Origin of the sequence: Gallintestinimicrobium propionicum (assembly GCF_025567525.1) — a bacterium.
Lineage (GTDB): Bacteria > Bacillota > Clostridia > Lachnospirales > Lachnospiraceae > Gallintestinimicrobium > Gallintestinimicrobium propionicum.
Genome location: NZ_JAOQJY010000024.1, coordinates 34,535 through 59,882, shown reverse-complemented (window position 1 = coordinate 59,882; position 25,348 = coordinate 34,535). Strand labels below are relative to the sequence as shown.

General features: G+C 47.0%; 28 protein-coding genes and 2 pseudogenes. 10 read left to right on the top strand and 20 right to left on the bottom strand.

All coding sequences use genetic code 11. The features are described from left to right. The 11 genes and pseudogenes from OCV62_RS15260 to OCV62_RS15210 form a co-directional block, all read right to left on the bottom strand. Positions 1-190: pseudogene (locus tag OCV62_RS15260) on the bottom strand (helix-turn-helix domain-containing protein); the annotation flags it as partial. A gap of 67 nt (positions 191-257) precedes the next feature. Then, positions 258-449: a hypothetical protein gene (locus OCV62_RS15255; protein ID WP_007886609.1), complete on the bottom strand. Its 192-nt coding sequence runs from the start codon at positions 447-449 to the stop codon at positions 258-260. A gap of 23 nt (positions 450-472) precedes the next feature. After that, a complete protein-coding gene (locus OCV62_RS15250; RefSeq protein ID WP_005335947.1) occupies positions 473-748 on the bottom strand; it encodes a DUF5720 family protein in 276 nt (91 codons plus the stop codon). A 12-nt stretch (positions 749-760) separates the two neighbouring features. Further along, positions 761-1,690 carry a ParB/RepB/Spo0J family partition protein gene (locus OCV62_RS15245; protein ID WP_262587745.1) on the bottom strand — a complete coding sequence of 310 codons (930 nt, stop codon included), beginning with the start codon at positions 1,688-1,690 and terminating at the stop codon, positions 761-763. Further along, positions 1,647-2,468, bottom strand: coding sequence for a ParA family protein (locus OCV62_RS15240; RefSeq protein ID WP_004797470.1), 822 nt, complete (start codon positions 2,466-2,468; stop codon positions 1,647-1,649). The genes OCV62_RS15245 and OCV62_RS15240 overlap by 44 nt, the downstream gene beginning before the upstream one ends. Before the next feature lie 622 nt (positions 2,469-3,090). Further along, complete coding sequence (locus tag OCV62_RS15235) at positions 3,091-4,302, bottom strand: tyrosine-type recombinase/integrase (RefSeq protein WP_055222189.1); 1,212 nt, start codon at positions 4,300-4,302, stop codon at positions 3,091-3,093. 145 nt (positions 4,303-4,447) lie between these two features. Further along, entirely contained in the window at positions 4,448-5,656 is a 1,209-nt protein-coding gene (locus OCV62_RS15230) for a tyrosine-type recombinase/integrase (RefSeq protein ID WP_002576362.1), read from the bottom strand. A gap of 71 nt (positions 5,657-5,727) precedes the next feature. Beyond that, positions 5,728-5,958, bottom strand: coding sequence for a MerR family transcriptional regulator (locus tag OCV62_RS15225; protein ID WP_002576363.1), 231 nt, complete (start codon positions 5,956-5,958; stop codon positions 5,728-5,730). Then, positions 5,951-6,373 (bottom strand): type II toxin-antitoxin system PemK/MazF family toxin, encoded by a 423-nt coding sequence (locus tag OCV62_RS15220; protein WP_002576364.1) that lies wholly within the window; start codon positions 6,371-6,373, stop codon positions 5,951-5,953. Before OCV62_RS15220 ends, OCV62_RS15225 begins: the two co-directional genes overlap by 8 nt. 648 nt (positions 6,374-7,021) lie before the next feature. After that, the gene (locus tag OCV62_RS15215) at positions 7,022-7,540 is read right to left on the bottom strand and encodes a hypothetical protein (protein ID WP_002576365.1); all 519 of its coding nucleotides are present in this window, start codon (positions 7,538-7,540) and stop codon (positions 7,022-7,024) included. 12 nt (positions 7,541-7,552) lie between these two features. Further along, positions 7,553-8,704, bottom strand: coding sequence for an AAA family ATPase (locus OCV62_RS15210; RefSeq protein ID WP_262587741.1), 1,152 nt, complete (start codon positions 8,702-8,704; stop codon positions 7,553-7,555). 145 nt (positions 8,705-8,849) lie between these two features. Here OCV62_RS15210 and OCV62_RS18555 point away from each other — a divergent pair. Beyond that, positions 8,850-9,032: pseudogene (locus tag OCV62_RS18555) on the top strand (ATP-binding protein); the annotation flags it as partial. Positions 9,033-9,297: 265 nt separating this feature from the next. Here the strand turns inward: OCV62_RS18555 and OCV62_RS15200 are convergent. From OCV62_RS15200 to OCV62_RS15180, 5 genes are all read right to left on the bottom strand, one after another. Beyond that, a complete protein-coding gene (locus OCV62_RS15200) occupies positions 9,298-9,588 on the bottom strand; it encodes a helix-turn-helix domain-containing protein (protein ID WP_002576367.1) in 291 nt (96 codons plus the stop codon). A 216-nt stretch (positions 9,589-9,804) separates the two neighbouring features. Further along, positions 9,805-10,065 carry a hypothetical protein gene (locus OCV62_RS15195; protein ID WP_008396552.1) on the bottom strand — a complete coding sequence of 87 codons (261 nt, stop codon included), beginning with the start codon at positions 10,063-10,065 and terminating at the stop codon, positions 9,805-9,807. Further along, positions 10,062-10,793 (bottom strand): ImmA/IrrE family metallo-endopeptidase, encoded by a 732-nt coding sequence (locus OCV62_RS15190; protein WP_154265718.1) that lies wholly within the window; start codon positions 10,791-10,793, stop codon positions 10,062-10,064. Before OCV62_RS15190 ends, OCV62_RS15195 begins: the two co-directional genes overlap by 4 nt. Beyond that, the gene (locus OCV62_RS15185; RefSeq protein WP_262587735.1) at positions 10,790-11,050 is read right to left on the bottom strand and encodes a hypothetical protein; all 261 of its coding nucleotides are present in this window, start codon (positions 11,048-11,050) and stop codon (positions 10,790-10,792) included. The genes OCV62_RS15190 and OCV62_RS15185 overlap by 4 nt, the downstream gene beginning before the upstream one ends. A gap of 81 nt (positions 11,051-11,131) precedes the next feature. Beyond that, positions 11,132-12,367: a DNA polymerase Y family protein gene (locus OCV62_RS15180; RefSeq protein WP_008396547.1), complete on the bottom strand. Its 1,236-nt coding sequence runs from the start codon at positions 12,365-12,367 to the stop codon at positions 11,132-11,134. A 201-nt stretch (positions 12,368-12,568) separates the two neighbouring features. Here OCV62_RS15180 and OCV62_RS15175 point away from each other — a divergent pair, with 201 nt between their 5' ends. Both OCV62_RS15175 and OCV62_RS15170 read left to right on the top strand, forming a co-directional pair. Beyond that, complete coding sequence (locus OCV62_RS15175) at positions 12,569-12,985, top strand: helix-turn-helix domain-containing protein (RefSeq protein WP_002576372.1); 417 nt, start codon at positions 12,569-12,571, stop codon at positions 12,983-12,985. A 45-nt stretch (positions 12,986-13,030) separates the two neighbouring features. Then, entirely contained in the window at positions 13,031-13,555 is a 525-nt protein-coding gene (locus OCV62_RS15170; protein WP_330667413.1) for an ImmA/IrrE family metallo-endopeptidase, read from the top strand. 41 nt (positions 13,556-13,596) lie between these two features. On the opposite strand, the gene OCV62_RS15165 is transcribed toward OCV62_RS15170, so the two are convergent. Beyond that, positions 13,597-15,102 carry a recombinase family protein gene (locus OCV62_RS15165; protein WP_262587733.1) on the bottom strand — a complete coding sequence of 502 codons (1,506 nt, stop codon included), beginning with the start codon at positions 15,100-15,102 and terminating at the stop codon, positions 13,597-13,599. Between the two features lie 134 nt (positions 15,103-15,236). Here OCV62_RS15165 and OCV62_RS15160 point away from each other — a divergent pair, with 134 nt between their 5' ends. The 3 genes from OCV62_RS15160 to OCV62_RS15145 all read left to right on the top strand — a co-directional run bounded on the left by OCV62_RS15160 (position 15,237) and on the right by OCV62_RS15145 (position 20,042). Continuing rightward, on the top strand, positions 15,237-15,455 hold the full coding sequence (locus OCV62_RS15160; protein ID WP_002604486.1) for a hypothetical protein: 219 nt from the start codon (positions 15,237-15,239) through the stop codon (positions 15,453-15,455). 128 nt (positions 15,456-15,583) lie between these two features. Beyond that, complete coding sequence (locus OCV62_RS15150; RefSeq protein ID WP_330667412.1) at positions 15,584-19,828, top strand: DUF6017 domain-containing protein; 4,245 nt, start codon at positions 15,584-15,586, stop codon at positions 19,826-19,828. Between the two features lie 4 nt (positions 19,829-19,832). Beyond that, positions 19,833-20,042, top strand: a complete 210-nt coding sequence (locus OCV62_RS15145) for a transposon-transfer assisting family protein (RefSeq protein ID WP_002584960.1) — start codon at positions 19,833-19,835, stop codon at positions 20,040-20,042. 201 nt (positions 20,043-20,243) lie between these two features. On the opposite strand, the gene OCV62_RS15140 is transcribed toward OCV62_RS15145, so the two are convergent. The 3 genes from OCV62_RS15140 to OCV62_RS15130 all read right to left on the bottom strand — a co-directional run bounded on the left by OCV62_RS15140 (position 20,244) and on the right by OCV62_RS15130 (position 22,426). Then, on the bottom strand, positions 20,244-21,578 hold the full coding sequence (locus OCV62_RS15140) for a relaxase/mobilization nuclease domain-containing protein (RefSeq protein ID WP_002584959.1): 1,335 nt from the start codon (positions 21,576-21,578) through the stop codon (positions 20,244-20,246). Then, positions 21,539-21,868, bottom strand: coding sequence for a plasmid mobilization protein (locus OCV62_RS15135; protein WP_002584958.1), 330 nt, complete (start codon positions 21,866-21,868; stop codon positions 21,539-21,541). The genes OCV62_RS15140 and OCV62_RS15135 overlap by 40 nt, the downstream gene beginning before the upstream one ends. A 201-nt stretch (positions 21,869-22,069) precedes the next feature. Further along, positions 22,070-22,426: a helix-turn-helix transcriptional regulator gene (locus OCV62_RS15130; RefSeq protein ID WP_002584957.1), complete on the bottom strand. Its 357-nt coding sequence runs from the start codon at positions 22,424-22,426 to the stop codon at positions 22,070-22,072. A 398-nt stretch (positions 22,427-22,824) separates the two neighbouring features. Between OCV62_RS15130 and OCV62_RS15125 the strand changes: the two genes are divergently transcribed. The 4 genes from OCV62_RS15125 (at position 22,825) to OCV62_RS15110 (ending at position 25,147) form a co-directional block, all read left to right on the top strand. Next, complete coding sequence (locus tag OCV62_RS15125) at positions 22,825-23,010, top strand: cysteine-rich KTR domain-containing protein (RefSeq protein ID WP_003431289.1); 186 nt, start codon at positions 22,825-22,827, stop codon at positions 23,008-23,010. Between the two features lie 16 nt (positions 23,011-23,026). Beyond that, the gene (gene rlmN / locus OCV62_RS15120) at positions 23,027-24,010 is read left to right on the top strand and encodes a 23S rRNA (adenine(2503)-C(2))-methyltransferase RlmN (protein ID WP_002584956.1); all 984 of its coding nucleotides are present in this window, start codon (positions 23,027-23,029) and stop codon (positions 24,008-24,010) included. Positions 24,011-24,483: 473 nt separating this feature from the next. After that, positions 24,484-24,921, top strand: a complete 438-nt coding sequence (locus OCV62_RS15115; RefSeq protein ID WP_002604474.1) for a sigma-70 family RNA polymerase sigma factor — start codon at positions 24,484-24,486, stop codon at positions 24,919-24,921. Continuing rightward, positions 24,905-25,147, top strand: coding sequence for a helix-turn-helix domain-containing protein (locus tag OCV62_RS15110; RefSeq protein ID WP_002604473.1), 243 nt, complete (start codon positions 24,905-24,907; stop codon positions 25,145-25,147). The genes OCV62_RS15115 and OCV62_RS15110 overlap by 17 nt, the downstream gene beginning before the upstream one ends. Positions 25,148-25,348: the final 201 nt, after the last annotated feature.

Here is a 25,348-nt window from a genome sequence, read left to right as displayed (position 1 = left end):
CAGCGCCTATGGCATCCACGCCCTCCTTACAGATCTTTGCAAGACCACGGGTGGTGTAATTCCAGTCCTCTGGCAAAGATAACATCATGGAAAGCAGTCCCTTGGCTTTTAACGACAGGTTTGCATTTCGTAAATGATGATTGCTCATCACAGTATAATCACGGGTCCGTTCAATGCGAAAAACGGCCATCGACCTCACTCCTTCCGAATTTTGGGTACAAAAAAACCGCAATCCTCATTCCAAAGAATTGCGGTGTTCAACACTTTTCAAATTTTCTTGCATAGAACCAAAACAGCGGCTTTCGAGGACGCGCCTCTGTAAATGGCTCCTCCTGGGCGAAAGGAAGTGTTTGCATCACTCGGTCAATATCCGTTGATTCCATGTCATGCTGAGATTTGCAATCTTCCCGGATTGCTTCTTGAATTTCCTTTACCGTACACATAGTCATTCCTTTCCTTTCGTTGTATGGGTTTATGAGCGGCGGCGTTTTCCCGGTTTGAAATCGAGGATATGTCCCTCAATCACACGAGCGTAACGCTTGATCTTAATCTCCCGACGCTGCTGGCTTTGCAGGGCAGCCTGATACCCGTCCTCGGTCAAAAACAGCCGCATTTCCTCTCCGGGGCTGCCGTAAGCTGTGCTGGGACGCAGGACGGAAAACTCAATCATCCAGCGTGTGTTATCCCAAAACCTCTCCACGGCGAGAATGTTGTGTCCTTTCAGCTCACGGGCTGAAATATCCATCATAGGCGGCTCCTTTCATCGTTCCTGGTCTCTCTGACGCTTTTTCTGCCATGCCTCCAGCAGCTTGATGATGGTTTCCTGCATCCGCTGGGGCGTATAGCTTTTAGGAAAATACTTCCGCAAGGTGTCAGAGGTAAATGTCACTCGGTCCAGATCGCTTTTCTTTTCCTCACCCATGATGACACGCATCATATCGAGGGTCAGATGCCCCTCCTGACTGTATTTTTTGAGCCGCTGGGCTTGAGAAAGAGAAGGGGTAGCCTGTTCGCTGTCCATTGCATCCAGCAAATCTCTCTGTTCCTCTTTTTTGAGGAAGGACAGCTCATAAGCAGGATTTAAGGCAATTTTCTTTTCATCCACCATGTCCATCAATTCAGGAATCAGCTCTGTCAGACGGATATAGCGCTGAATTTGATTTCGACTTTGCCCCACCTGTTCAGCAAGCAACTGGTCTGATCGCTTTTGTGTCCCAACTTGGGACACATTTTCTTTACTCGGTCTGCCAGCCTGTCTTTTCATGGCATCCAGTTTCATCTTGTAAGCAAAGGCTCTTTCACTTGGGAGGAGACTTTCGCGTTGCAGATTGCTGTCAACCATAATGATCGTGGCGGCATCATCATCTAAATCCCGAATAATGACCGGCATGGTCTCCTTTTCTGCCAGCTCACTGGCTCTGTGCCGCCTGTGTCCGGCTACCAGTTCATAACCACCCTCCGGGTCAGGGCGGGCAATCGCAGGAACCAGCACACCATACTGTTTGATACTGTCTGCGGTTTCCATCATTGCTTCGTCATCCTTGACTTTGAATGGGTGGTTCTTAAAGGGATGCAGTTCAGACAGCGGAATCTCCTGAATCTTTTCCAGCTTTGCATCCTGACGGCCTTCTTCGGTGGAGAACAGATCATCTACCGAGGCCAGCTCTATTTTTTTCGCGCTGCTTTTCAAGTTTCAACACCTCCTTCGTCAGATTTCGATACCCCTCTGCCACCTTGCCGCCAGGGTCATGGGCGAAAATACTTTTTCCCTCTGCGCTGATTTCCTTTGCACGGACAGAATGGGGGATCTCTGTGCCGAATACTTTGATCTTGCTGCCATAGGTCTCCCGCAGGAGCGCGGAAATCTCTTTGGCAAAGTTGGTTCGGCTGTCCACCATCGTCAGCAGGATACCGTCAATCTGGAGCTTGGGGTTGATTTGCCTCTTTACCTTGTTTACCGTGGAGAGCAGCTGTTCCAGCCCTTTAGCGGGCAGATACTCTGCCTGAACGGGAATGATGATCCTATTCGCAGCCGCCAGCGCATTGACCGTAAGCATCCCCAACGAAGGCTGACAGTCAATCAGGATATGGGAATATTGTCCCTTCAGTGTGTCCAGGTATTGCCGTAAAATCGTTTCACGGCTCATGGCGTTTACCAGAGAAACCTCCATACCGGAAAGCTGAATATCCGCAGGCATCAGGTCAACGCCTTCTGCATGATGCAGAATACCTTCTCCGGGGCGTATAGGCTGATCCATCAGAATTTTGCCCATTGCATCCGACAGTGTAAATGGCAGCTTGTCCGGTTGCGGATTTCCCAAGCTGATTGTCAGGCTTCCTTGTGGGTCCCCGTCTATCAGAAGCACTTTCTTTCCGGCCTGTGCCAGACCTATTCCCAAGTTCGCACAGGTTGTTGTTTTGCCAACGCCGCCTTTCTGGTTGGCGATGGCGATGATTTGCGTGTTCATTGACTTCACCTCATTTCTAATTATTGCTGTTGCTTCTGGAAATAGAAAAAGCCGCCACTTCAAAATTAACAGTGAAGTGACGGCTCTTTCTATCGCCGGAATACGAGTTCCTGAAATGAAAAAAGCACCCAGCATTTATACTGTGTGCTACATCAAATTCATATTCAATTATTCAAATTAGCTCAAACTATGCCAAACTGCCACAGTCAAAAAACGAGGGGAAGGAGGGCTGAAAAGCACCCCAAAAATCGGCTCTCGGTTAACCACTTTGGGAACCACTTCCCCCTCTTTTTGCCCTCTTTTTGGCCAGTTAACCACTTGCGGACCACTAAAAATTGGATGAAATCGGCTCTCGTTTTGCCAAATTTGGTCAAACCATATCAGCCCGTTTAGATATAGCAAAAGCCCGGAAAACCTTGATTTTCCGGGCTTTTTGAACCATTTTGATATAATCTGAGCAATCGATTATCGCTTGCTGAACTGCGGTGCACGACGTGCAGCCTTCAGGCCGTACTCACCTGACCTTGATCCAAAAAGACCAGTATTCATGCGGTTTTTCGGGCTTTCCTCTCTCAGTAAACCCATAGGTAAACCCACGAAATCGCGAAATTTTTGGTGCAGTTTAACGCAGCCCGAATGCAGCATTCACAACGCTGCTTAATTCCTCAGGTTTATTATATTTGACTTTCGCATAGATGTCCATAGTCGTTTTGCTGTTCTCATGGCCTGCCAGATACTGCACCGTCTTAGGATCAACACCTTTGTAAATCAGATTGGTGATGTAGGTGTGCCGCAGCATGTGCGGAGTCACCTTGAAGTCCATCGTATACACCAGTTTGGGATTATTCGGCTGATGCTCACCAAGCCTTGGCTTTATTCTATGCTTGATGGACTGTCCATTTACATAAGTGTAATAACAGCGTTCTGCAGTAGAACGGACTGTTATGTACTTCCAGACTCTCACAAACTGTGTTTCCGTCAAAACAGTTCCCTTCGAATTCGAGATCACATATTCCGATTCTGATTTTTCCCTTTCTTCCTTGAGACAGGCTACCAGGCATTTTGGAATCGGAACATCTCGTTTTGCTGCCGGTGTCTTCAATAGCGTGTTGACTACCGGCTCACCGCCTTCCACATGCCATGCACGCCTTACCGAAATGTACGGCGTTTTTTCATCCAGGAATACGCAGTCCCATTTTAATCCAAGGATCTCTTCTCTACGCAATCCCGCGTACAAACCGATCATCACGAAGACATACGGTGGAAGCTCACGAATGCTATCCAGCAAAATGGCAGTCTGTTCATCCGTCAAAGCCTCGCGCCGTTTCGCTGGCTTTCCGCCTCTTGCGCAAATCGTTTTGGATGGATTCTCTTTAATCACCTTGCTCTCTTCTGCTGAATTAAAAATGTTCTTAATCAGCATATTGAGCTGACCATACATTCCGGAAGAACCTTTTGATAACGGAACCATCAGCAGCCGCAGGTCATCTGTGGTCACCTCGTCCATATACATCTGTCCAATCGGACCCACGATGTACCGATTCACCATCCGTGCGTATCCTTCCAACGTATTAGTTCTTACCGTTCCAGACCGCATCAGCAACCATTTTTCACAGTACTCTTCCACGGTCGGATTCTCTCTATGGAAAACCACTTCCGCGATTTTCTTCTGGGCATCTTCCACCCGGTCATACAATTCTTCGCGTGTCAGCCCGTAAATCGCCACTCTCTTTCCGTCTGCATCTGTAATCCGGGTGCGGTAATACTGTACCCCTTTCATCATCACTGTTCCGTATTCCGGAAGTTCAGCAGGACGCTTTTTCCCTTTAGCCATGTGTTCTCCTCCTATCTATCTTCATACATTGCGTGTTGTCACTTTTATTATCATGGCGTACAGCACTTCCTTCAAGGATGTCGAATGTATGTAAAAAGGCAGGAATTTTTGACCATCCCTGCCCTAATTTCTTTCTGATTTACTCTTAATCCCACGATGCAAAAGCATCTTCCAGCACTCCTGCGAGCTGCTCTGGGCGATTATATTTCACCTTGGCGTAAATATCCATGGTGATCTTGCTGCTTTCATGACCGGCAAGATACTGAACCGTCTTCGGATCAACCGAAGCATGAATCAGATTCGTAATGTAGGTGTGCCGCAGCTGATGCGGAGTCACCTCAAAGTCCAGACTGTAAACCACATTTCCATTGTGTGCTGCCTTTTGCCCCAGAACCGGCTTCACCGTATGCTTCACCCTCTTGCCATCTTCATAGCGGTAATAGCAGCGTTCCTTGGTGGTACGGGTTACGATATACTGCCATAATCTCTTGAACTGCGTATAGGACAACGGGTCTCCATCCCGGTTTGCAACCACAAAATCCGATGTCGATGTCTTCTTCGCCTCTTTCAGACATTCCAGAAGATTGTCCGGCAGAGGGACATTCCGATGCGCTGCCTTTGTTTTCAGCTCTGTCAGAATCACCGGACGATTATGCTCCGTATGCCAGGCTCTCCGAACGGTAAGGTACGGAGCCTCGCAATCAAGATACACCGAATCCCATTGAAGTCCGAGGATTTCTTCTCTCCGCAATCCTGCGTACAGCCCCAGCATCACGAACACATACGGCGGTAAGCCGTAAATGGCATCCAGCAGCTTATCCACCTGCTCATCCGTAAGCGGGAGGCGGTCCTTCTGGGGAATCCCGCCCACATTCTTCTTCAGATAGATGGTCGGATTCTCATCAATGATCTTACTCTCCATTGCTGCCGTGAAAATACACTTATATAGAACGTTCACTGATTTGTACACGGATGCCGACTTTTTCGATGCCGCCAACAGTGCCAGGCGAATGTCATCTGCTGTTACATCTCCCATATGCATATCGCCCAATGGCTTGATGATGTAGTTCTTCACTTTCGATGTATAGTCAATCAGCGTTGTCATCCTGATCTGTGCCGACTGCATCAGCAGCCATTTCTCGCAATACTCCTCCACTGTAGGTGTACTGCGGCGATACGTCTTGTTCTCAATCTGCTGGATCGCTTCCTGTTCCTTCTGGTACAGTTCCTCTCTCGTTCTTGCATATAAGGAAACCCGCCGTCCCTGCTGATCTGTTACACGGGTTCGATAATATTGCGTTCCCTTCATACTCACCGTACCATAATCGGGAAGCATCATTCTTCTTGCCGCCATATCATTACCTCCAATCCTGTTGATGCTTTCATTATTGCGGATTCATCGTCCATACTCAACGATGTCGATTTTCACCGCCGAAAGCTTCGAGGTTTGCGATATGTCGCAGCACGTTCCATCGGTTTTGCACGGTGCGTACATTTTGCAATGTACTCCTGAATCCCCACTTCCGTGAAATAAACGCAGCCGTTTTCCACATACTGAACATAGGAGATCAAACCGTCTGTTCTTGCAGCATCCAGTGTTTTTACGCTGATTCCCAGTATACTGGCTGCTTCTTTCCTTGTAATCAGTTTATCCATCGCCTTCTTCGCCATCCTTTCGGCATTTGCCCTGTCTTTTTTTCTCTGCTTGTTCCGGAATGTAATATCCAAGTTGAATCCTTACAGCTTCATCAATCCCACGCATCTGCCCCTTACTTACCCGCCCAAGATAGCGAATCACGCATATCTTGTCGCAGGTGTCGAGCTGTTCTGCCAATACCATAGACGGTTTTGCCAGTCCCTTTGCTTTACGGAGAAAGAAATGCGTTGGCTGTTTTCGCTTCTTCTCAATTTTCGATGTCAGCGGAGCAATCGTGATCGTCGGCGCATAATAATTGCCGACATCATTCTGAAGAACCACAACAGGACGAACACCGCCCTGCTTTGATCCGACCGGAACACCGAGATTGGCGAGATATAAATCACCTCGCCGATAAACCCAGTTTTCTTTCATATGCTGTTGTCTCCAATCTCCATACACTGATATGGATAAAGCCTGCCAGGTATCATGCTGATACAGCACCCGGCAGCGCTTTCTGAAAATATGGTTTCTCTGTACTTTTTCTTATCACCCCAGAGATGTAGGATTTCTCACAGGCGGCAGTGTGCTTCACTGCTCCATTGGAATTTAACCATCCCGCCTTCCTTATGGCCGGACCGCGAATTACGGAAGTATCATTGTCCCTGTCCGGCTTTAACACCGCCGCCGGTTGCAATCCGGCATTTGCTTCTGCGAAACCGCTATCGCCCCGATGGGCTTCATGGCGTGCAGTCGAAGGCTCGACCAAACAGGAATGTACCTGAAGAATGAGTATTCAGTTTTCAAGGGACATCCGGACTTTCGTCCTTACAAAGTAAGTTTAACAAGAATTCTCCGGTTTCGCGTTGGCCTCGTAGGCGCACTTTGGTTGTCCTTGCAGGACTACATACGGTTCGTTTTGACTTTTTCAGTGTTCTATACGGCCGGATTGAGGCAAAAAAATACCCCGTTGGTTTCCCAACGAGGCATCAAAGACGATTCTATTCTATTTTCTATAAACTGGTACCCGTTTATCTCCTGGTGACCATTTGAGTCACGGCCAATGTATCAAAAAAGCAACGCTCATCTCAGCAAATCAGACAAGCTGTATTCTCCTTTGGGGATATTTGCTGTTCTGCGATACTCTTTTATGGCTTTCACCAAGAGCTGAGGATTACTGAAATACTGCTTCACAAAATCATACGACTTCACATCATGCATCCGAAGATTTATTTTACAAAATTCGCTTGGTTTTTTTCCAGAACGCTTAAACTGATCATATGCTCCTTCCGCATGAATAATCAGCATTTCAATTTCTGGAGCAGTAATGACATTTACCACGTCAATTTTCTGCTCATATGCTTTACTCAATCGAAATTCCTCTCTGCGAGAATCCAAAATCCGTATCACAGAAATCTGCTCATCGAATCCTTTCCGTAAGTATCGCTCCTCGAATCGTTTAGCACTTCTGCAACGGATGACACGTTCTTCCAACATTTCTTCTCTGTTGAAAATCAGAAGATCATTATCAACCAGTATGTCGATAATAGCTTCTTCGGCAGAGCCTTCACATATACACGCCTTGTATTTTGCTAATTCCATTCTGCCGCCTCCTTAATTGATTGAAGCAGCCAAGCTTTTCTTCAAGCGCATATACGCTTCATATGCTGGCGTTGTTCCCTCAAGGAAGCCGCTCTGGTAAGCATCACTCTTTTTAATATCATTACGTTTCAATATATAGCTCAGATTTTCTGCTGTAATGCCATTACGGTTTCTAACGATACAAATTCCGTCATTTCGGTCATATTCGTCCAGCAGTTCCGGATAATGCGTAGTGAAAATAAGCGTTCCGCCATTTTTGTTCAGTCGGCTGTCCATAAAGAAGCGCACTAAGGTCGTTACAATTTCCTTGTTGAAATGATTCTCTATTTCATCTACCAGAAGATAACCACCTGAATGAAGAACTTCCTTTACCATCGAGAATGTAATAATACCCTTAATCGTACCAGAGGACAGATACTGCTCAAGGTCTGCCGCATTATTCAGGATAATCTCTTCTTCATCCTTAAACTTCAAGTGGATAAATGTTTTTCCCTCTGTCTGCTCAAAACACAATTTCTCAATGGTCGGATCGAGAAATGCAATTACCTCCAATGGAATATCTTCGGTAAATGGAAGCACATTCACATTCGTATAGGAAAGCAGGCTGAATATTTCCACTGTATCATTCGCTTTTTTATTATGTGCAATGACAAAGCTGACATCATCAGAAAGGTATACTTCATCGCTATTGCGCTGCTCTACAGGCTTCATTCCTGTAAAATCTGTCAGATACTTTTTCGACTTAACGGTTGCAATCGGTTTTTCCCAAAGGCTTTCAGACAGAATCGAATACACATATTCCCCTGTTTTCGACTTCTTTGCCGCAATTACAGTTTCCAAGCAGCAGACATAGCTACGCTTATCATAAAAATATGTGCGGATTGTAACATTCTTCGCTCCGCCAAGAATGCTTTTTGCCTCCACATGATTGATGGGCTCATTTTTCACAATATTTAAGGCCAAGCTAATGACCTTTAATACCGAGGTCTTGCCAGATGCGTTAATTCCAATGAAAGCACAGGCAGAGTGGAGATAGTAGTTATCCGTCAAACGGTAAAGACTATCTTTGTCCTCTTCGCAAACACGTTGCTGCGTATAAAAGCAAATATCCAAGTCTTTTTTGAATAATGGGAGTCCTTGTGCGGTGATGCGGAGTATTTTCATAGGTAGCCCTCCTCTAAAAACAGTTTTTTCGTTTTTATTTTCTTATAATCTTATTATACGCCGCAAATCAGAAAATATCAACGGATTTTCCGTTTTTATTTTCTGATTTGTTTTTGACACTAAAAAGTATCCGTTCAATATGGCAAGCCCTATGATTGCTGACCCGTTCCACCGCATGAAATACATGGAGCGTCATGGAAGCGGCCTACGCAAAATCGTCAGGGAAACCGAAAAGCCGCCTGGATATACAGCGGCATATAATCCGAAAATTTTCTCAACGGCAACAGATTTCAGAGTCATCTTGAAAAATGTAAATTACCAACTTAGTCAGAAAAACTTAGTCAATGACCAAGTTAGTGAGCAAGATAAATCGCCGGACATCCCACACACAGTTTTGAATCTTTGTATCCACCTTATTGCCCACGGCAGTGAGGGTGCTCAAATCACTCATGCTCACTCTATCATGGGTACAGCCAATGATAAGTCCTATGACGCAACCCATGATACCTTAGAGGATGACACCCATCAAGGTATCCACCAAGATAGCCACCATGATTCTACGCCGTCAGCAGTTATATTGCGCCTAATGCTTTTTAGATTTTCTTCGCAATCGTAGACAGCTCCGAAATAATACTAAGAAGATCATTTTTGACTTCCTCTTTGCTTGGCTCGCTGCCCATCAGAAGATAATCCGTGCTGACATGGAGGATGCAGGACAGTTCAATCAGCAAGTCAATAGAGCAGCTGCGTTCACCGTTCTCCATGCGGCTGACATGCTGCTTGCTTGCCAGGCCCAGGCGAACCGCCAGTTCCTCCTGCGTAATGCCACGGGAAGTGCGAACATCGTGAAGTCTCTTACCAAACTCTTTTGCGTCAAAATACATACGTTTCTCCTTCCGCACAGCCGGTACAGAACCGGATCGACGGAAGGTCAAAAAAAGAGCCGCATGACGGTGAAGAAAAATCCTGTGCCGATAAAACAGAACATGGGTATCCCATAATTCTGTCTCATGCGGCATTCGGAAGACTTCGCCTATCAGCGGCTCCACAGCACAGCTATGACTTATAAAATTGTGTTAATAGGGTTATTTATTGTCATCTCAACCATTCAAAGACGAATAGTAGAGCTGCAATCTTCGTAATCTTCTCATCTCCAAAACATTGAAGACGGTCTCGCGTCCGCAGGCCTTACATTTGGTCTGCACATGTCCTCTGGTATCCTCAAAGACGATGATTGAATTGTGTCGGCAATAAGGGCACCTGACAATCCTGGGCTTTTGCGAAGCAATCGCATCCTTTGCCCGGATGATTTTAATCTGCATTTCCGCAGATGGTTCCGATACTCTGATATTCCTGCTCATGGCCACACCTCCAATGGATCACGATATTCATAATCCTTTTTCCGGTTCAGATAGCCCAGTTGTTCCAAGCGGATAGCAGCTGCCGATCTCGAAACGCCAAAGACACCACAGAAAGTATCTATCTTCACCTGGTCTTTGTTATAAAAACGCCATCCATAACATGTCAGAGGCTTTCTGCTGTTGATGAACCACATCGCCCGATCCACTTCTGACTGGGGCATCAGGATGGCAGCTCCCAGCGAATTGGCCTGCCACTCGTTCCAATCTTCCTGCGTTCTCAGAACGCGGGAACCTTTTTTCCTCACTTCCGGTCTCTTATGGCAGGCTATCTTTCGGTCATCGGCATCCAGCTGAAACAATATCTGGTGAGCGCACTCATGTGCCAGCGTAAATCTGCGTTTTCCGCAGAGTTTCCGAATATTCTCTGGTTCAATGAAACTCTTGTCCAGAACCACATCATTAGTTTTCAGGAAGATGCTCCTCTGACTTCCATCAACCTCTATCTGATATTCTGTATCCACATACGCGGTCAGACCATAGATGCTTCCGTCCGAGGACAACTTTTGAAATGACACCTTCAGGTTCAGATAATCGGATGCAAACTGGTCAATGGGTGTCGGAAGCGCAAATCTTGCCGGATCATCTGCTTCGCTGCCGAAAAAGGACTTTTGAAAATCTCTTATCACTGCAACAGCGATTTCTTCTATTTTTTTCTGTGAAAGGATCATAGGCACTGCTCCTTTGCCTCAACGAACCATTTTTCATCTTCGTTGAACAGAAAACTCTCATGCCCACCGATCATGACCGTATAACGAATTCCGCAGCCGCCCACTTTCGTGGAAGAAGCTCGGCACTTATGCTTCAATCGGTCGATCTCATACACCCGTCCGTCAATCCATCGAATTAGGCGCGGGCGAATATTTCCCTCTGCATCCACATCTAAGTTCACAGGTACATATACTTTTCTACATTTCTGTTCCGCCATATTCTACGCTCCTCCTCTGCAAACCGGCGAATGTGTTGACTTCTTTTAGCAAAGAACTCACCAGATTCTACCGGTGCTGTATTAACCAATCATTCCTGTCGGCATAACCAAATCCACTTTTCGCTCTGTCGGCATCTTGCTTTTCTGAAAAAGTACCCCATTTTTAATCGCATCTTTCCCGAATCGGAATCGAATCTGCTCAATCGCTGCGTCCAGCCGTTCCTGGCGATCCAGTGATTTCACGTCGGTGAATAGGTCGTATTGTATCGGACAATCCTCTTCAAACAGGTTGATTGCCCGAACCGTCACTGAACGAATCGGATGCTCCCACTGATAGTTCTTTGCAAACAGTGCAAATGCGGTTTTCGCCAGATAGGTAGGGCTTTGTGTCGGAATACCAATCCGGCACTGCCACTCTTTCGTGTAAAGCTCGTTGTTGCGGATGGAAATCGCTATTCCGCCAGCTTTCTTTTTATGTGCTCGCAGCTTGGTTCCGATCTCCTGCACCAGTTCCAGCATGACACACCAGACTTCGGCGTTATTCTCCAAATCCTGCATGGTCGTTATTCCGTGCCCAATGCTCTTTACTGGGGAGACATAATCGGAACGCATAACCGGCGAATCATCCAGTCCATTGGCATATTTCTTAATCGCCAGTCCATTCTTTCCAAGGCGGCACTTCAAGAAATCATCCGATGTTGCAGCAAGCTCTCCAATGGTATGAATCCCATAACCGGACAGAACCTTCTCGGTCGCTCTGCCGACTCCAAGCAAGTCAGAGGCGGGAAGACACCAAATCTTCTCCTGGAACGAATCTGCTTCGATGCAGGTAATCGCATCCGGCTTTTTCATATCCGACCCAAGCTTGGCAAAAATCTTATTGAAGCTCACTCCTGCGGAAATCGTAAGTCCCAATTCAAACTTAACCGTTCTGCGAATCTCATCTGCGATTTCAAATCCGGTTCCCATGCAGCCGCTTCCGGTCACATCCAGCCAGCATTCGTCCATCCCATACGGCTCGATCTGATCGGTATAGCGACCGTATATCCCACGAGCCAGCTTTGAAAACTTCATATATTGCTCATAGTGCGGCTCCACGATCACAAGATCCTGGCACTTCTGCTTTGCTTGCCAGATTGCCTCTCCCGTGGAAACGCCAAACGCCTTTGCTGCGTAGTTCTTCGCAAGTACGATACCATGCCGTTCCTCCACAGAACCACACACTGCCACCGGCTTGTTCTTCAGTTCCGGATTCAGCATACACTCGACAGAGGCATAGAAATTATTCATATCACAGTGAAGAATCACTCTTTGCATCCTGTATTCCTCCTCTCCGTTCGTGAAAGCACGAACAACTTTTCACGAACGCATTGACACACAGCATTTCTTGTGATACTATAATTACACGAATTGTATTTCGTGTTTTCATCGTCATTATAGCAAGCACAGTTTTTCGTGTCAATAGGTTTTTATGAAAAAGTGTTCGTGTTCGTTATCAAAAAAGAAAGAGGTATTTCTATGGTCTTCAAAGAAAGGTTGAAAGAAAAAAGAACAGAAGCCAATTTAACTCAGGTAGAACTTGCAGAGAAGGCCGGTGTAACCGCCCGCACAATTCAGAATTATGAGCTTGGCAGCCGCAAACCATCCAATATGGTTACGATCCAGAAGATTGCGGATGCGCTGAATACTACTACTGAGTACCTGCTGGGAAGCAGCGGCACCTATGTCGTAGAAGCTCATGAAAAAGGCGGCGCAAAAGCAGCGAAAGATATTGAAGAACTGGTCAGCGAAGTGACCGGTATGTTCGCTGGCGGCGAATTAAGCGAAGATGCCATCGAAGGAGCTTATAAAGCTCTGACCGATGCCTACTGGATTGCCAAAGAGAACAATAAAAAATACGCCCCGAAAACGAGGCGTAAAAAATCCGATCAGTGATATTTATCGTACACACTTTTCGCTATACTGTAAACTGGAGGTGGTATGATGAATGCGGAACAGCTTTCACGGGTCGGTGAGAAACTGGTAAAACGCTGCGGTTCCAGAGACCCTTTTGAAATTGCAAGGCAGCTTGGTATCAATGTCATGCTTTGCGAAAATTTCGGTTCCCTGAAGGGAATGTACCGGGTGATTAAGCGAAATCGCTTTATTTTCCTGAATAACAGTCTGGATGAAAATATGCTGCGCATCGTGTGCGCACATGAATTAGGGCATGATCAGCTTCACCGGAATATGGCGAAAACCACCCCGATTCATGAGTTCATGCTCTACGATATGAAATCCAAACCGGAATATGAAGCGAACATCGTAGCAGCAGAGATTCTGATGGACAGCGATGAAGTCCTTCGTTACATCTATGAGTATGGATACACAGCCGAGCAGATCGCCAGTGCGATGTCCACCGACATCAATCTGGTTGCGCTGAAGGTAGCGCACCTGGCTACACTTGGCTATAATCTGCACGCGCTGGAACACAAGAGCAACTTTTTGAATGCTCGGTGGTCGTAAAACAGTAATATTTGAGTTTCTTGGAACAGGCATGATTTCGGTCATGCCTGTTCCGCTTTTATCAGTTCATCCACGGGAATGTAGCCAACAAGGTCATATTCGATATGTACCTTCTGCTTGCGCTTGCCGCTGGACTTGTCCGGTGCCTCTACATAAACCGCCTTCACAAGCTCTCTGAGAGCGTATGGCGTGAGTTCTGTGAGGTTGGTGTATCTGTGTACCCGCTGAATAAACTGCTCAAGGTTTTCTATCTGTCGTTCCTGTACTTCGACTTCGTTTTGCAGATTGACGATTTCAGCTTTAAGCTGCGCCTGCTCGTCCTCGTAGGTCTTGCTCATCATGGCAAAGCGTTCATCGTTCAGCTTGCCCTTGGCGTTGTCCTCGTAGATTTTAATAAACAGGCGATCAAGCTCCCCTATACGCTTTTCTGCCTGTGACAGACGCTTCTTATATACCCTTATGGTTTCCTCGCTTTGCAGACGGAGTTTTTGCTCCATTTCCACCCTAAAATGAGCTTCATATCGGGTCACATACGAGATAACCTCTTTCATGTGCTTCCAGATCACATCCTCCAAAACCACGGCACGAATGTAGTGACTGCTGCACTTATCCTTGTTGGCTCGATGGGTGGAACAGATGAAAAAGTCCTGCCGCTTTTCAAAGTAGTTGGTGGTGGAATAGTAGAGCTTCTGCTTGCAGTCGGCACAGAACACCAGACCCGAAAACGGACTGTTCTTGCCTGTTGCCGTTCTCCTGTGTCGCTGCTTGCGAATCTCCTGCACCTTATCAAAGACTTCCTGCTCAATGATGGCAGGATGGGTGTTGTAGAAAATCTTTTGATTTTCTTCGGGATTTTCCCTCTGCTTCTTATCCCAAATGGAATTGGTGTAGGTCTTGAAGTTGACCGTTGCGCCGATATATTCTTTTCGTTCAAGAATATTGACTACGGTGCTTTCGTGCCAGCGGTAAGGCTTCTCCGGCTCGGTGTTCGGTGTTTTCACGCCTTGCTTATTTTTGTATGCGGTAGGCGTGAGTACCTTGTCCTTTTCAAGCTGGTCTGCGATTTGGCTCGGTCCACGCCCGTTCATGCAGAGCGTGAAAATCTTTTTGACCACCTGTGCAGCTTCTTCGTCGATAATCCATTCCTTTGGATCTTCGGGATTCTTCATGTAGCCATACGGCACATTGACGGTCAATCTCTCGCCACGCTCGCCTTTTGCTTTTTGCACCGCACGGATTTTGCGGCTGGTGTCCTTGGCAAAAAACTCATTGAACCAGTTCTTTATACCGGCAATGTCGCTGTCGGTGCTGTTTGGATTGATGCTGTCATAGTGGTCGTTGATGGCAATGTAGCGAACATCGTTCTGAGGGAATGTGTAGTTGATGTACAGTCCCGTCAATGCGGAGTTGCGACCAAGCCTTGACAGGTCCTTTGTAATGACCGTAGCCACATGACCGACTTCGATTTCATCAAGCATTTTCTGAAAGCCTGGGCGGTCAAATAATGAGGTGTGATAGCGATAGCGGCAAAAAGCTAATAAAATCAATGGTTTTGCGGACAGCGGATAGACAGGGAATGTGTTAAAAACTGAATACGCACACAAACGGCGTTACCTTAACCCCTTTGGGGGAGAAAGTAACGCCGTTTTTTTATGCCCGCAGGAAAGGAGGTGCAGCCGGAATGTATTTCACAAAGGGCAAGCAGCGGGCGTTTGAATTGCTCATGCAGCAGAAGCCGGGATTTGACCGCTATCAATCCGGTTGTGCCGGAGATGATGAAGATTGCGGCACTTGCCGTTTCTACCGCCCCGGGTGGAAATATGAGTTTTGCGTTTTCAAAGAGTGTCCCTATTGCCCCGGCAAAAGGACGCGGAAAACGCACGCCAGCATGGACAAATAGACGGGCAAAAGCCCTTGTGCCATGCGGCTTTGCAGACGCGAAAACGGCAAAGGGCATATTGCAATACCAAAACAGCCGAAAACGGCTTTCTAATTGTCCACGCATACCAAGAGAGGAAGTGAGGAAATATGGCAGTTTTCAGAGTGGAGCGAAATACGGGATATACCGTTATGAGCAACCACCACTTGCGAAACAAGGAATTGTCCTTAAAGGCAAAGGGCTTGTTGTCGCAAATGCTTTCGCTGCCCGAAGATTGGGATTATACCCTTGCGGGCTTATCCCATATCAACCGGGAGAAGATCGACGCAATCCGCGAAGCGGTAAAGGAACTCGAAAAAGCCGGATATATCGTGCGCAGCCGGGAGCGCGACGAAAAGGGACGCTTGCGGGGCGCAGATTACGTCATATACGAGCAGCCGCAGCCGCGAGAGCCGGAAGCAGCTACCAGCGGCGGACAGCCGCCTATATTGGATTTACCTACATTGGAAAATCCAACATTGGATAATCCAACGTTGGAAAAACCTACGCAGGAAAAACCTATGTTGGAAAATCCAACGCAATTAAATAAAGATATATTAAGTAAAGAACAATCAATTACTGATTTATCAAGTACCGATTCCATTCCTTTCCATTCCCTAAACCCCTTGCCCTTTGCGCATGGCGAAGCGGCTACGCCGCCGGAAAGGAAAAGAACGGAAGCGAAAAGCAATAGCGCAGTAGAGATTTACAGGGAGATTATCAAGGACAATATCGAATACGACCATCTCATTCAAAACTGCAAAATTGACAAAGACCGTTTGGACGAGATTGTTGACCTTATGCTGGAAACCGTCTGCACAGCCCGAAAGACAATCCGTATTGCCGGGGACGACTACCCCGCCGAATTGGTGAAATCCAAGTTTTTGAAGCTGAACAGCAGCCATATTGAGTTTGTTTTGGATTGCATGAGGGAGAACACAACCAAAGTGCGCAACATCAAGCAGTATCTAAAAGCGGTGCTGTTCAACGCGCCGAGTACCATTGACAGCTACTATTCCTCATACGACCATGACAAATTAGAAGCCGCCGAAACCATGCGGATAGAACGCCGGATATATTTTGAAGCAAAGGACAGGGAGATTGCCCCTTATGCTTCCTTGCCGATTGCGCAGCTACTTTCCATGCGCAGCGAAAGCGCGGCGGCAGAACAGGCGATTTTTGACGACCTTAAAGAACGCGCCGCCGCATGGGAAGAACAGGCGGGAAGAACGCTTTTGCTGGATAAAACACTTGAATATGTGAGAACGCCGCACGTCCAGCACACCGCTAACGAGTGGCAGACCACCGAGCATAACCGCCATATTCGCAGCAACCGGGTATATCAGATGAATTACTACATTTACGAGAATACCCGCTACGACAAAGAAGCGCAGAAATCTATCCCGTATTCATGGACGCTTACATGGAGCGTGCGCACCAACAGCCCAAGCAGAACCCAAGCGAAGATTGCCGGACAAGATAGAAAGGTTTTCACCGACAAGGCAGCTATGGAAAAGTATCTGAATGGGCGTATCAAAGCGTATGACCGCTTGTTTACGGAAATCTCCCCGCCTATCCCGCAGGAGTACGCCGACTATTTCAAAGTAAACGGTATGCTCATGCCGGACTACACCATAGAGGGCGAAGAACCCCCGCAGCAGCAACAGGCGGCAGCTATCCCCGAAAATACCGGGCAGGAAAAGGAGCGTGAACACATGAGCGAACAGTTTTCTATTATGATAGGCAACCGCAGCCGCTTTGACGCGGGCGACCCCGGCGGCTATTGGTTGGATATGCCCGCCACAAAGGAGCAGTTGCACGAAGCTATGCGGAACGTCGGCATTACCGCCGACAACCCGCAGGATTTTTCCATTCGCGGCTATTCCGACGACCCGGAGAAACATATTGCCTTGCCTTATGAAATGGTATGCGCCGCCGACGTGGACGAACTCAATTTTCTTGCGGCGCGGCTCGAACAGCTTGACCCCGCCGAGGTTGGCAAGCTGAACGCAGCTTTGCAGCAGAAAAACGGGCTTGCAAATATTGGACAGGTAATTGACTTCACCTACAACGTGGATTTTTACGTCCATATCCCCGAAGTACATAACTACCACGATTTGGGCGACTATTACTTAAATCAATCCGGCATGGTACAAATGCCCGAAGAATGGAAAGGCGGCATTGACCTTTCTACTTTTGGCAGGAACGCTGCCGCGCAGGAAAAAGGCGCGTTTACCGAGTACGGCTATATCGTGGAAAGCGGCGACGAGTGGGAACGGCAGTTTGAGGGGCGCGAAGTGCCGGAAGAATACCGCATTATGAGTTACCCGCAGCCGGAGCGCGGCGAACAGGACAAAGCCTATATGGACGCAGCCGAAACGCAGCAAGCAGACGCACAGGCCGCAGAGCCGCAGCAGCCCCGCCCCGTCGTCCCCATTATCCTTACTTCCGAAAAGCCCGCCGAAAAGGTAAAGGAGATCACCGCGCGTTTGGAACAGGGCGTACAGGCGATTTTTGACAGCGACCGCTACAAAGAGTTTCTAACCGCTATGTCAAAGTTCCATGATTATAGTTTGAATAACACTATCCTAATTGCTATGCAGGGCGGCAATTTGGTAATGGGCTTCCGTCAATGGGAAAAGGAGTTTGACCGCCATGTAAAGAAAGGCGAGAAAGGCATTAAAATCTTTGCCCCCGCGCCCTACAAGGTGAAAAAGCTGGTTGATAAAATCGACCCCGAAACGAGAAAGCCCATGCTTGACCGCGAGGGAAAAGTGGTAAAGGAAGAAAAGGAAATCACCGTCCCCGCCTTTAAGGTTATAACCGTCTTTGATATTTCGCAGACCGAGGGCAAGGAGTTTCCCGACCTTTCCGTTAAACCGCTGCTTGCCGATGTGGAGCAGTACGAGGATTTTTTCGCCGCCCTTGAAAAAGCGTCCCCCGTCCCGATTGCATTTGAGCAGATCACAAACGGCGCAAATGGGTATTTCAGTTTGACCGACAAGCGTATTGCAATCAAAGAGGGCGTGAGTGAATTACAGGCGGTAAAGACCGCCATTCACGAAATCGCCCATGCGAAGCTGCACGACGTAGACTTAAACGCCCCGCCGGAGCAGCAAAACCGCGTTGACCGCCATACCTGCGAGGTAGAAGCGGAAAGCGTCGCTTATACGGTTTGCCAGCATTTCGGCCTTGATACTTCCGATTACTCTTTCGGCTATGTGGCTGGTTGGAGCAGCGGCAAGGAAATGACCGAGTTAAAAGCGTCCCTTGAAACAATACAGACCACCGCAAAGGAACTCATTACCGAGATTGAGGGGCATTTTACCGAGTTGCAGCAGCAGCGGCAAGCCGAGCAGGAGCAGGGCGATACCTTTTCCATTTATCAGTTAAAGCGCGGGGACGAAACAAGGGACTTGCGCTTTGAGCCTTATGACCGTCTGCAAGCGGCTGGACTTACCATTGACCGGGTAAATTATGAACTCGTCTATACTGCACCGCTTACAAAGGATATGACGCTGGGCGACATTTGGGAAAGGTTTAATATCGACCACCCCGCCGACTTTAAGGGGCATAGCCTTTCCGTTTCCGACATTGTTGTGCTTCATCAGAACGACGAGGACACCGCCCACTATGTAGACAGTATCGGTTTTCAGCAAGTGCCGGAGTTTTTGCAGGAGCAGCAGACCCCCGTATTTGACAAGCTGCCGCCCGAACAGCAGCAAGCCTTGTCCGACACCGTACAAGACACTTTGCAAATGCTGGTTGACGCAGACAAGCGGATTTATGGCGACGTTACGGGCAAGACCCTTGAAGCAATCGCGGCGCAAGGATATTCCTACAAGGACGGGCAGCTTGAAAAGCAGCAGCCGGAAGCGACCCCCGACAGCCTTTTGACGGGTGAAACCGTTAGAACGCCGAGGGGCAATTTTCATATTACCGATATGAGCCGTGAACAGATCGAAGCGGCGGGATTTGGTTTTCACCATGCGTCGGAGGACGGGAAGTATCTCATTATGGGGAATGGCACACAGGCTTATGCCATAGCCGCCGAGCAGCCGCAGCGGGATAATCCCTTAAAGCACGTCGAGGACACCATAGAGCAGAACGACAACAATTTTGACGGGCTTATCAACAATACGCCGCAAACGCCCACCGTTGCAGATTTTGAGCAGCGGGCAAAGGCGGGGGAAGCGATTTCCGTTACCGACCTTGCAAAAGCGGTAAAAGCCGAGAAACGGGAACAGCCGCAGAAAAAACCGTCCATTTTGAAGAAGCTGGACGAATACAAGAAACAGGCGGCGCAGCAGCCGAAAGATAAACAGAAAGAGCATAAAAAGGATTTGGAGGTTTGATAGCATGAATACCCGCTTTACCATTGAGGAAGAAAACATTGTTGCGATCTACGCCGAGGACAGCCGGGAAACAACGCTTGAAAATATCCTTGCCGCCATGCCCTACATGGACGAGGATATGCGCCAGCTTGCCGCCGCAGCGGTGAACAAGCTGCAAGCCATGACGGACAGCGAGTTTTCCGAAAGGGAGTTTATCTTGACCGACGAGGAATAGCCCATAGAGAACAGGGGCGCGGTTGCCGATTTCCGGCACCGCGCCCCTGTTCTTTTTTTGTCCTTGCGTGGACAATTAGAAAGCCGTTTTTGCGGGTTTGAATATACTTTATCGTCTATGTCGTTTTCATGCGCTGGAAGCCGCAGAAACACAGGCGTTTTCAGCCCTTAACATTCCACTTGCCACCCCATGTTTTGCGCCTTATCGCTCCTGCTCCCGCGCCCTGCTTTGGGACGGGTAAAGAATACTATCGACGTTCTTTTTGACAACGCCGTATTCCTGCATTTGCTTCTTGGCTTGCCGATAATCTTCATACAATTTGGTTTTCCTGTCGTTTAAGCTTCTATACTCCTTGCGCAGCGCGGCGAGATCGGGCAGCTTCTTTATCTGCATTTCCTTTAATGCCCTTGCCGCAGCTTCAAACAGGATAATTTCGCTTTCATGCCCCCGCAGATACTTTTCCTTGTCCGGCGATTTTCGGTATTCATCGTAAATCGGTTTTAACTGTCGGTATGTGGTGGTGTGCTTGATAAGCAGCGACAAATCAGACATACGCTGTTCCACTTCCTTAACCGCCTTTGCCGCCGCGTCATGAGCGGTCATAATATCGGCTATCTTGCTTTCAAGTTCGCTATAATACTCAATCTTGTTTTCGGTTAGGAAGTTCATGCTTTTAGCAGCCTGTTTCAGATTATGGATTTTTGCCCACCGTTCATAGCCCGCCGACTGTTGGGCTTTGATACTGTTTTCAAGATCGACGACAAGCCGGATTTTCTTATCTTCCCGCAGCGTTTTTGTTTTGGCAACATACACGCCCTTGATACGCTCCTTTATCGCTTCTTCCGTATAGGCCGCGCCGAGCGTCTTTGTGCGGGTAAACCGTTCCTGTCCGGCAGCGCGAAAGGAAATGTATTTGCCCTGTTTGATTTCATACCCCATTTCCTGCAAGCGGCGCAGCAGTTCGTCAAAATCTTTCACTTGGGGAATGAGAGTATCTATCGCCGTTTTCAGCTTTGCTTTGTAGCTTGTCCCTTGCTTTTCGGCGGTGTATTCTGCATAGCTTTTTCCCTTGTCCTGTCCCGGTACGACGACGGATAGCCCATGCTCTTTACATATCCTGTCGCTGGTGCGCCGGATAAAGTGATAGCTTTGCTTGTTGGAATGGTACTTTTTGTAGTCAACGAAGCTAACCGCGTTGAAAATCAAGTGATTATGCAGATGGTCTTTATCGACGTGAGTTGTCAAAACAAACTCATACTTGCCGCCTAATACCGCCCCGGCAAGTTCCATGCCGATTTTGTGCGCTTCTTCCGGTGTGGTTTCTCCCACCGCAAAGGATTGTATCAAGTGCCGCCCTAAATGTGTGCCGCGATCTCCGGCAGCTTCCCGCGTCCATGCAAACTCAATATCGGCGGTTTCCAGCCCGCAGCCGAAAGAGGACGCAAGCAGCTTCCCGTCTGTCTTTTCGGGATTTAAGATATAGTCTATCGCAGCCTTTAAGGTTGATTTAATAGGGTGCGTCTTTGTAACCGCCATATCTCGTCCACCGCCTTTTTAATGTCCTCTATATCCTGCCTGTAAACCGTCCCCGTCGCATTGGCGCGTTTTGCAATTTGGTTGATGTTCCGGCTCACCGCTTGCAGTTCCCGGATATATGCTTTTGTGTCGCTTCGGTCAACGACAAGAATATACCCGTCTATCGCCATTTTACGGAAGTATGCCCCATACTGCTTTATGGGAAGCTGCTTCATCTTCTCGTCGATCAGCCGCTTTTCTTCTTCCGTAACGTAAAACTTCATCTGTATATTTCTCTTTCGGTTTTCCATTTCCGCACCGCCTTTCGGTATAAGGGTTTGGGATTATCCCAACAAGCATTTTCCGCAAACGGGTACTCGTTTGCTGTGCTTGCTATCTACTCCATACCCCCACCGAAAGGCGGTATTTGTTGCGCGTTCCTTTGATTTTGGACGCAAAAAAAGATTGCAGCCGCCATGCGCTGCAATCTCCCGATTTCTCATATTGTGAGGTTAATCCTCTGCTTTTTCGACTTCCGTTATCTCCCTTGCTGTTGCGGTTACAATCCGTATGCCTTTATCGCTCATACCGTCCAGCAGCGCGTCAAGCTGCCGCCGCCCGGTGGATTTCTCCGCATTGCTGTTCGGGAAGAAAAATTGATCTACCGAAATATGATACCGGGTTACAAGGTCATAGAATACCTGTAAACTCGGCTGTTGTCCCTTGTTCTCGATATTCGCAAGGTAGCGCGGGGAAATATATAACTCGTCGCTTACCTTTTTGCGGCTCTCGCCGTATTCATTTCTCGCGGCTTTTATAGCTGCCCCGAAAGCCTTAAAGTCGTACAATGGTACGGGTCTTTTTGCCATTTTCATTCACCCTGTTACATTTTACAGTTCACCTTTCTTTTTGGATATGTCCACACAATTCATATCATTAGGTTAAATACTTCCTGTTGTGTATTGACAGTAGACTGATTTTCTGATAAAATAAAATTTATGTAAAAGGAGGCGGCGTTTATGTTGCATAGCATGCGTATTAGATAAGCATTGAAAAAAAGGATTTTCCCATTTTCAACATGGGCTTTTTTGTCATGCTTATTTTGCGGATGCTATACAAAAAACTAACGACGTATAGATATAGTATAGACATAGTGCAAGCTATGCCTTAGTTTTGTTGTACTGCTCTGTGCATTATAAATGCAGGTCAATGCTCATGTTGAGGATTGACCTGCATTTTTTTGTGTAAAAAGGACGAGTGAAATATAATGCTTAAAAAATATTGGATAAAATGTCCGATTTGTAACGGAAAGACGAGAGTTCAAGTATTTCATAATACTGTATTAAAAGATTTTCCTCTTTTCTGCCCTAAATGCAAATTGACGCATATCATTGATGTAGAAAAATTAGAGATTGTAATCAAAAATACAGAAAAACAAACTTTTATTATTTAGAAGAAAGGATATAAAAATGAAACGTTTACCTAAATATACGCCTGCGGAAGTACGGAATGATCCATACGGATTTACTTACAAAGAAATGTCGGAAGTTATTGGCGAGAATGAAGCAAAAGCCTTATATGAAGAATTATATAAGCAATTACCACGCAAAAAAAATCTATCAATGTTGGTAAAAAATATTTGCAAAAGCAGTGATACTGAAAAGTATGTTTACGAACTGAAAGACAACAAATACATTGAAACGGTTTTTATCAAGCGGCGAGATGGTGGAACTGTTTGCGTGAGCACACAAGTCGGTTGTCCTGTTGGTTGTATTTTTTGTGAGTCCGGGCGAAATGGCTTTGTTCGTAATCTAACATCGTCAGAAATCGTACAACAGATTATATTGTTGCGTCGAAAAGTAAACCGTATCGTTTTTATGGGTATGGGAGAGCCTTTATTCAATTATGACAACTTGATAAAAGCAATCCATATTCTCCGAGATAGATATGGGCTCAACTTTCCAACCGACGGCATTACCATATCAACAGTTGGTCCGGTCGATCAATTAAAAAAATTGCGCGAGGAACATCTTAAAATTCAGTTGACAATATCTTTACACGCAGCAACACAATCTGCAAGAAATCGTATTATTCCTCACATGCGCATATATGCTATTGAAGATGTTGTTAAGCAAGCCTTATCCTATTCTGAAAGGCATAATCGCAAAATTGTCTTTGCGTATTTGCTTTTACCGGGTATAAATGACCGGCCCTCAGATGTAAGACAACTTGCAAAATGGTTTCGGGGCAAAAAAGTTATGATTAACGTGTTACAATACAACCCAACAAGCAATTCAAGAATTAAAGCACCACAGAAACGGGAAATAGTTGCATTCAAACATCAATTAGAGCAAGCAGGACTTGAAGTTACTATGAGAGTTTCTCATGGCAGAGAGATTAACGCGGCTTGTGGACAGTTAGCTAACACATATAATAAATTCAAAAAAAAATGATTAAAAGTGCCAGACGCATAGACGCAGAGCCGATAACGCATTAGGTCAAAAAACCTATGTGTTATCGGCTTTTTTATTTAATATTGCGCAAAAGCCGCTGTTCCCTATTATAGAATGGATTGCGGGTAGTGTATTAAAGTCGCCCTTTTTTAAGGATACGGCGGTATCGGGGAGGTATCGCCGTGTCCATTTTTATTTACTGTAACCCGCCTAATGCTTTGCGGTCAAAAAAAGCTATGCTCCGCAAGCGGGATATTCCGGCTATGAATGTGAACTGTCAATACATTTAGCTACTGCTTACATTTCCTTTGCGCCCGTCCGCGTCTTGCGGACGGGCGCATTTTGCTTTTTTCAACTTTTTTCTGAAAAGCGCACTCAAGAGCCATCTCCCGAACGGGTACGGAGCGAAAGGGGCAGAGAGGACAAGCCCTTAACTCCCGTCCTCTACTCCACGCGGGAAGGAGGTGAACTCTATGGAGCTATCTTCTTCCGACAAGGAAAGAATACAACATCAGTACGACGCATTAGCAAAGAAAACTTTGGTCGGCGAAGCGAAAAGCCACCGCCGCACTCTTGCGAAACGCGCAGCACGCGAAGTTACTTTTTCGGATTTGAGCGAAAGCGAACTCGCGCAGCTTTTCACAACGGACGAATACGAAAGCGATTATTTCCGTTTTCAAGTGTCCGGCTTTGATGTACTCGTCAAAAATGAACTGCTTGCCGAAGCCCTTAACGCTTTGCCCGAAAGGAAACGCGACATTATCCTTTTGTCCTACTTCTTGGATATGAGCGACGCGGAAATTGGCGAACTGCTGAATGTTGTACGCACGACGGTTTTCCGGCACAGGAAATCCGCGCTTGCGAAAATCAAACAGTATTTGGAGGGAAAAGCAGATGATGAATACCGTTAGGAAGTCTGAAAATCTGTTGCCGTTCCCTGTCATTTCCGCAGCGGCAAACGGCGACACAACCGCCATGTGCGCGATCTTGAAGCACTACGAGGGTTACATAGCGAAACTTTGTACCCGCACGCTGAAAGACGACGCGGGCAATACCTATTCCTATGTGGACGAGGAAATGCGTAACAGGCTGCAAGTGCGCCTTATTACCCGCACCCTTGCTTTTCATGTAGGATAATCTTTTAGCCCATGCGGGGAGCGTGTCCCCTTTCCACGCTTCCCGTTATGGGCTATTTGTCGTTCCGCAAAAGCATATCCGCTGTTGATGTGCTTTTGCAGGCCGACAAAGCCTATTGTTCTTTGACAAAGAAAGCGGCCTTTGGTGCGCAGCATAACAGGCAAACGGGTACATTCCGTCTGTACCGAGCCAGTCGGCGGG